This is a genomic window from Arthrobacter sp. 2MCAF14, assembly GCF_052115645.1.
GTDB lineage: Bacteria > Actinomycetota > Actinomycetes > Actinomycetales > Micrococcaceae > Arthrobacter.
Genome location: NZ_JBFRHB010000107.1, coordinates 1 through 1,038 on the forward strand (window position 1 = coordinate 1; position 1,038 = coordinate 1,038).

General features: G+C 69.3%; 1 protein-coding gene. It reads left to right on the top strand.

Annotation, left to right across the window (positions count from 1 at the left end; genetic code table 11):
• A partial coding sequence (hutU, locus tag AB4074_RS24805; RefSeq protein ID WP_441415750.1) for a urocanate hydratase occupies positions 1-1,038 on the top strand: 1,038 nt, incomplete at both ends.

A 1,038-nucleotide genomic window follows, 5' to 3' on the forward strand; every position in this document is an offset into this window, starting at 1 on the left:
CGGGGCCTGCCTGATCGTGGACGTGGACGAGTCCCGGCTGCGCCGCCGCGTGGGCAAACGCTACCTGGACGAGGTCGAAACCGACCTGGACACCGCCATCGCCAAGGTCCAGGCCGCGAAGGCCGAGCGCCGCGGCTGGTCCGTGGGCTACGTCGGCAACGCCGCCGARGTCTTCCCCGAACTCCTGGCCCGCCACAAAGCAGGCGAGMTSAGCATCGAYGTCGTGACCGACCAGACCTCCGCGCACGACCCGCTCTCCTACCTGCCCGAAGGCATCACCGTGGCCGAATGGCACACCGAGGCCGAGGCCGACCCGGAAGGGTTCACGAAGAAAGCCCAGGCCTCCATGGCCAAGCAGGTCCAGGCCATGGTCGGGTTCCAGGACGCCGGGGCCGAGGTCTTCGACTACGGCAACTCCATCCGCGACGAGGCCCGCAAGGGCGGCTACGACCGGGCCTTCGCCTTCCCCGGCTTCGTCCCGGCCTACATCCGGCCCCTGTTCTGCGAAGGSCTGGGCCCGTTCCGCTGGGTCGCGCTCTCCGGTGACCCCGAAGACATCGCCGTGACCGACAAAGCCATCAAGGAACTCTTCCCCGAGAACACCCACCTGCACAAATGGCTCGACGCCGCCGCCGAACGCGTCGAATTCGAAGGCCTCCCCGCCCGGATCTGCTGGCTCGGCTACGGCGAACGCGCCAAAGCCGGGCTGCTCTTCAACCAGCTCGTGGCCGAAGGCAAAGTCAAGGCCCCCATCGTCATCGGCCGGGACCACCTGGACTCCGGCTCCGTGGCCTCCCCCTACCGGGAAACCGAGTCCATGAAGGACGGCTCCGACGCGATCGCCGACTGGCCCCTGCTGAACGCCCTGACCGCCGCCTCCTCCGGCGCCACCTGGGTCTCCATCCACCACGGCGGCGGCGTGGGCATCGGCCGCTCCATCCACACCGGCCAGGTCTCCGTCGCCGACGGCACCGAACTCGCCGCCCGGAAACTCGAACGCCTCCTCACCAACGACCCCGGCATGGGCGTCATCCGCCA